Genomic DNA, 5834 nt, shown 5'->3' on the forward strand with positions numbered 1-5834 from the left:
GTAAAAGCGGAACCATAGGAGGCCGTTACCGAAGAAATGGATATGCACTCGGCCTAATCCAACATTAGGGTCGGCTCACAGATGCGCCCCCTTGGCCAAAGCAGTCAAGCAACTTGATGGCTTTGACCATTGTCCCGCGCCGCCCGTGGAGCGAGTATTTCGAGGATTTTGTAGGTTCCCCCAACCCAATAAAAACACCAAGGGATTCTGGCAATGCGCGATTACCTGTCTGCGACTTCACAGTTCAACTATCAGCACACGGTCGATGCGGCACTTCATGGTTCGCTGACGGCACTCAACGCCTGTGTCGAGTGCTGCGACCGCCACGCATTGCCCGGGCGCATTGCCTTGTTCTGGGAGGGGCGCGACGGCGCCAGCGCGACCTATACCTTCAGCGACCTGCAGGACAAGGCCGCGCGTTTCGCCAACTTCCTCAAGTCCCAGGGCGTGAAGCAGGGCGACAAAGTCGCTGGCCTGTTGCCGCGCAACGTCGAACTCTTGATCGTAGTGCTCGCCACCTGGCGCATTGGCGCGGTCTATCAGCCATTGTTCACCGCCTTCGGCCCCAAGGCCCTGGAACATCGCCTGGGCACTTCCGGCGCGGCCGTGGTGGTGACCGATGCGGCGAACCGGCCCAAACTCAGCGAAGTGCCCGACTGCCCGACCATCGTCACGGTCACCGGTGCCAAGGGCCAGGGCCTGGTCCGCGGCGACTTCAGTTTCTGGGCGGAACTGGCCAATCATTCCAACCAGTGCGAACCGGTGTTGCTCAGCGGTGAAGACCCGTTCCTGCTGATGTTCACCTCGGGCACCACTGGCCCGTCGAAAGCCTTGTACGTGCCGCTCAAGGCGATTGTCGCCTTCCAGAGCTACACCCGCGACGCCGTGGACCTGCGCCCGGAAGACGCCTTCTGGAACGTCGCCGATCCCGGTTGGGCCTATGGCATCTACTTTGGTGTGGCCGGCCCATTGGGCATGGGGCACCCGATCACGTTCTACGACGGCCCGTTTACCCTGGAAAGCACTTGCCGGGTGATCAACAAGTACGGGATCACCAACCTCACCGGCTCGCCGACCGCCTACCGCCTGCTGATTGCCGGCGGCGACGAGTTCGCCCGCAGCATCAAAGGCAAGCTGCGTATCGTCAGCAGCGCCGGCGAACCGCTGAACCCGGAAGTGATCCGCTGGTTTGCCGATAACCTCGGCGTAGTGATCCACGACCATTATGGCCAGACCGAGCTGGGCATGGTCCTGTGCAATCACCACGGCCTCGAGCATCCGGTGCATGTCGGTGCTGCCGGTTTTGCATCGCCCGGCCACCGCATTGTGGTGCTGGACGACAACTACAACGAATTGTCCGTCGGCCAGCCAGGGATCCTGGCGATCGATCGCAGCCAGTCGCCGATGTGCTGGTTCCCCGGCTACGACGGTGCGCCGACCAAGGCCTTTGTCGGCGACTACTACCTGAGCGGCGACACGGTCGAGCTGAACCCGGACGGCAGCATCAGCTTCGTCGGTCGCAGCGATGACGTAATCACCACCTCGGGTTACCGGGTCGGTCCGTTCGATGTCGAAAGCGCGCTGATCGAGCACCCGGCGGTGATAGAAGCGGCGGTGGTCGGCAAGCCCGACCCGGAGCGCACCGAACTGGTCAAGGCCTTCGTCGTGCTCGCTAGCCAGTACCTGGCGTCGCCGGAGCTGGCCGAAGAATTGCGCCAACATGTGCGCAAGCGCCTGGCCGCGCACTCCTATCCCCGTGAAATCGAATTTGTCAGCGACTTGCCGAAAACCCCAAGCGGCAAATTGCAGCGCTTTATCTTGCGCAACCAGGAAATCGCCAAGGCTCAAGAGGCCGCGGTCAACAAGGCTTGAATTCAAGGAAACAACGATGCAGATCGAAAACAAGGTTTTTATCGTCACCGGCGGTGCGTCGGGGCTGGGTGCGGCCACCGCTGAACTGCTGGTCGCCGCTGGCGCCAAGGTGATGCTGGTGGACATGAACGCCGCGGCGGTCGCGGCGCAGGCCGAGCGCCTCGGGGCCCACAGCGTGGTCGCCGACATCAGCAACGAAGACGCCGCACAGGCTGCGGTGCAGGCCACGGTTGCGGCGTTTGGCGGGCTCAACGGCCTGGTCAATTGTGCCGGGATCGTGCGGGGCGAAAAGATCCTTGGCAAAAACGGTCCGCACGCCCTGAGCAGTTTCAGCCAGGTGATCAACGTCAACCTGATCGGCAGCTTCAACATGCTGCGCCTGGCAGCCGAGGCGATTGCCCAGGCCACCCCGGACGCGGACGGCGAGCGGGGAGTGATCATCAACACCGCTTCGGCGGCCGCCTTCGACGGCCAGATCGGCCAGGCCGCCTATGCCGCATCCAAAGGCGCGATTGCCAGCCTGACCTTGCCGGCCGCCCGTGAGCTGGCACGCTTCGGCATCCGTGTGATGACCATTGCCCCGGGTATCTTCGAAACCCCGATGATGGCCGGCATGACCCAGGAAGTTCGCGACTCGCTGGCCGCCGGCGTGCCATTCCCGCCACGCCTGGGCAAACCTTGCGAGTACGCGGCGCTGGTCAGGCATATCATAGAAAACAGCATGCTCAACGGTGAGGTGATCCGTCTCGACGGTGCCTTGCGCATGGCCGCTAAATAAGGAGTCATGAACATGACCACTCACAACGATCCGATTGTCATTGTCAGCGCTGTCCGCACCCCCATGGGCGGTTTCCAGGGTGACCTCAGGAGCCTGACTGCGCCACAACTGGGCGCCGCCGCCATTCGTGCGGCGGTCGAGCGCGCGGGCCTGGCCAGCGATGCCGTGGAAGAAGTGTTGTTTGGCTGTGTACTGCCTGCCGGTCTCGGCCAGGCCCCGGCACGCCAGGCTGCATTGGGCGCCGGCCTGGACAAGTCGACCCGTTGCACCACCCTGAACAAAATGTGCGGTTCGGGCATGGAGGCGGCGATCCTGGCCCACGACATGTTGTTGGCCGGCAGTGCCGAGGTGGTGGTGGCCGGCGGCATGGAAAGCATGTCCAACGCTCCGTACCTGCTGGACCGCGCCCGTAGCGGCTACCGCATGGGCCACGGCAGCGTGATCGATCATATGTTCCTCGACGGCCTGGAAGACGCCTACGACAAGGGCCGCCTGATGGGCACCTTTGCCGAGGATTGCGCGCAGGAACACGGCTTCAGCCGCGAGGCCCAGGACGCCTTTGCCATCGCGTCGACCACCCGCGCCCAGCAGGCCATCCTGGACGGCAGCTTCACCGCCGAAATCGTCCCGCTGCAGGTCACAGTCGGCAAAGAGCAGAAGACCATCACCGACGACGAGCAACCGCCCAAGGCCAAGCTGGACAAGATCGCCAGCCTCAAGCCGGCGTTCCGCGCCGGCGGTACAGTGACCGCTGCCAACTCCAGCTCGATTTCCGATGGCGCCGCGGCCTTGGTCCTGATGCGTCGCAGCGAGGCGCAAAAACGCGGTCTCAAGCCACTGGCGGTGATTCATGGCCACGCCGCGTTTGCCGACACTCCGGGATTGTTCCCAGTAGCTCCGGTGGGCGCGATCAAGAAGCTGATGAAAAAAACCGGCTGGTTGCTGGATGAAGTCGATCTGTTCGAAATCAACGAAGCCTTCGCGGTGGTCAGCCTGGTCACCATGACCAAGCTGGAAATTCCCCACAGCAAGGTCAACGTGCACGGCGGCGCCTGCGCCCTGGGTCATCCGATTGGTGCTTCGGGCGCGCGGATCCTGGTCACGCTGCTCTCTGCCCTGCGCCGCAAAGGCCTGAAGCGGGGTGTGGCTGCCATCTGCATCGGCGGCGGCGAAGCCACGGCCATGGCCGTTGAATGCCTGGATTAAGGATTCCCTATGCTGCCCAATGACGAACAACTACAGATCAGCGACGCGGCCCGGCAGTTTGCCCAGGAACGCTTAAAACCGTTCGCCGCCGAGTGGGATCGCGAACACCGTTTCCCCAAGAAAGCCATTGCGCAAATGGCCGAGCTGGGTTTCTTCGGCATGCTGGTTCCCGAACAGTGGGGCGGCTGCGACACCGGTTACCTGGCGTACGCCATGGCCCTGGAAGAAATCGCTGCCGGCGATGGTTCTTGCTCGACCATCATGAGCGTGCACAACTCGGTCGGCTGTGTACCCATCCTCAAGTACGGCACCGACGAGCAGAAGGCGCGCTTCCTCACGCCACTGGCCAGCGGGGCGATGCTCGGCGCCTTTGCCTTGACCGAACCCCAGGCCGGCTCCGATGCCAGTGGCCTGAAAACCCGCGCCCGCCTCAATGGCGACCACTATGTGCTCAACGGCTGCAAACAGTTCATTACCTCCGGGCAGAACGCCGGGGTGGTGATTGTGTTTGCGGTGACCGATCCGAGCGCCGGAAAGCGTGGGATCAGTGCCTTTATCGTGCCCACCGATTCGCCTGGCTACAAGGTTGCCCGGGTCGAGGACAAGCTCGGCCAGCACGCCTCCGACACCTGCCAGATCCTGTTCGAAGACGTCAAGGTGCCCGTGGCCAATCGGTTGGGGGAGGAGGGCGAAGGCTACCGTATTGCCCTGGCCAACCTCGAAGGCGGCCGGGTCGGGATCGCCTCGCAGGCGGTGGGCATGGCGCGCGCCGCGTTCGAAGCTGCCCGTGATTACGCCCGCGAGCGCGAAAGCTTCGGCAAGCCGATCATCGAGCATCAGGCCGTGGCCTTCCGCCTGGCCGACATGGCCACGCAGATCGCCGTCGCCCGGCAGATGGTGCACTACGCCGCCGCCCTGCGTGACAGCGGCAAGGCCGCACTGGTGGAAGCGTCGATGGCCAAGCTGTTTGCCTCGGAAATGGCCGAGAAGGTCTGTTCGTCCGCCTTGCAAACCCTCGGCGGTTACGGTTATCTGAGCGACTTCCCGCTGGAGCGTATCTACCGCGATGTGCGGGTGTGCCAGATCTACGAAGGCACCAGCGATATCCAGCGCATGGTCATTTCGCGCAATCTTTGAACAAGGAACCCTTGCATGAGTTACGAAACGATTTTGTTGGAAATCCAGGGCCGCGTGGGCCTGATCACCCTCAATCGCCCCCAGGCATTGAACGCCCTCAACGCGCAGATTGTCAGTGAACTGAACCATGCGCTGGACGGCCTGGAAGCCGACCCGCAGATCGGCTGCATCGTCCTGACCGGTTCGAAGAAAGCCTTCGCCGCCGGTGCCGACATCAAGGAAATGGCCGAGCTGACCTACCCGCAGATCTACCTGGACGACCTGTTCAGCGACAGTGATCGGGTGGCCAACCGCCGCAAGCCGATCATCGCCGCCGTCAACGGTTTTGCCCTGGGTGGCGGTTGTGAGCTGGCGTTGATGTGCGACTTCATCCTGGCTGGCGACAACGCCAAATTCGGTCAGCCGGAAATCAACCTCGGCGTCCTGCCGGGCATGGGTGGCACCCAGCGCCTGACCCGCGCGGTGGGCAAGGCCAAGGCCATGGAAATGTGCCTCAGCGGTCGCCTGATCGACGCGGTGGAAGCCGAGCGTTGTGGCATCGTGGCGCGCATTGTGCCGTCGGATGAGCTGCTGGATGAAGCGTTGAAAGTCGCGACCCTGATCGCCAGTAAGTCGCTGCCGATTGCCATGATGACCAAGGAGAGCGTGAACCGCGCCTTCGAAGTCAGCCTGTCCGAAGGCGTGCGTTTTGAACGCCGGGTATTCCACGCGGCGTTCGCCACCCAGGACCAGAAAGAAGGCATGGCGGCGTTTATCGCCAAGCGTGCGCCGGAGTTTGTCGGTAAGTAATCCAGGGGTCTGACGGTCACCATCGCGGGCAACCCCGCGCCCCCCAAACCTT

5 protein-coding genes are annotated in these 5834 nt (G+C 63.1%); all 5 read left to right on the forward strand.

What is annotated here, in order from left to right:
- Window positions 1–213: 213 nt before the first annotated feature.
- Genes ACM6IP_RS22660 through ACM6IP_RS22680 form a run of 5 tightly spaced genes read left to right on the forward strand, consistent with a single transcriptional unit; the run spans window position 214 to window position 5782 of the window.
- The gene (locus tag ACM6IP_RS22660) at window positions 214–1872 is read left to right on the forward strand and encodes an AMP-binding protein (protein ID WP_414862316.1); all 1659 of its coding nucleotides are present in this window, start codon (window positions 214–216) and stop codon (window positions 1870–1872) included.
- A gap of 16 nt (window positions 1873–1888) precedes the next feature.
- On the forward strand, window positions 1889–2650 hold the full coding sequence (locus ACM6IP_RS22665; RefSeq protein ID WP_095171473.1) for an SDR family NAD(P)-dependent oxidoreductase: 762 nt from the start codon (window positions 1889–1891) through the stop codon (window positions 2648–2650).
- Between the two features lie 12 nt (window positions 2651–2662).
- Complete coding sequence (locus ACM6IP_RS22670) at window positions 2663–3856, forward strand: acetyl-CoA C-acyltransferase (RefSeq protein ID WP_414862317.1); 1194 nt, start codon at window positions 2663–2665, stop codon at window positions 3854–3856.
- A gap of 9 nt (window positions 3857–3865) precedes the next feature.
- Complete coding sequence (locus ACM6IP_RS22675; RefSeq protein ID WP_414862318.1) at window positions 3866–4993, forward strand: acyl-CoA dehydrogenase; 1128 nt, start codon at window positions 3866–3868, stop codon at window positions 4991–4993.
- A gap of 15 nt (window positions 4994–5008) precedes the next feature.
- Window positions 5009–5782: an enoyl-CoA hydratase gene (locus ACM6IP_RS22680; protein WP_095171478.1), complete on the forward strand. Its 774-nt coding sequence runs from the start codon at window positions 5009–5011 to the stop codon at window positions 5780–5782.
- Window positions 5783–5834 lie beyond the last annotated feature (52 nt).

The sequence above is a fragment of the Pseudomonas sp. IT-P176 genome (genome assembly GCF_949767245.1).
Classification (GTDB): Bacteria; Pseudomonadota; Gammaproteobacteria; order Pseudomonadales; family Pseudomonadaceae; genus Aquipseudomonas.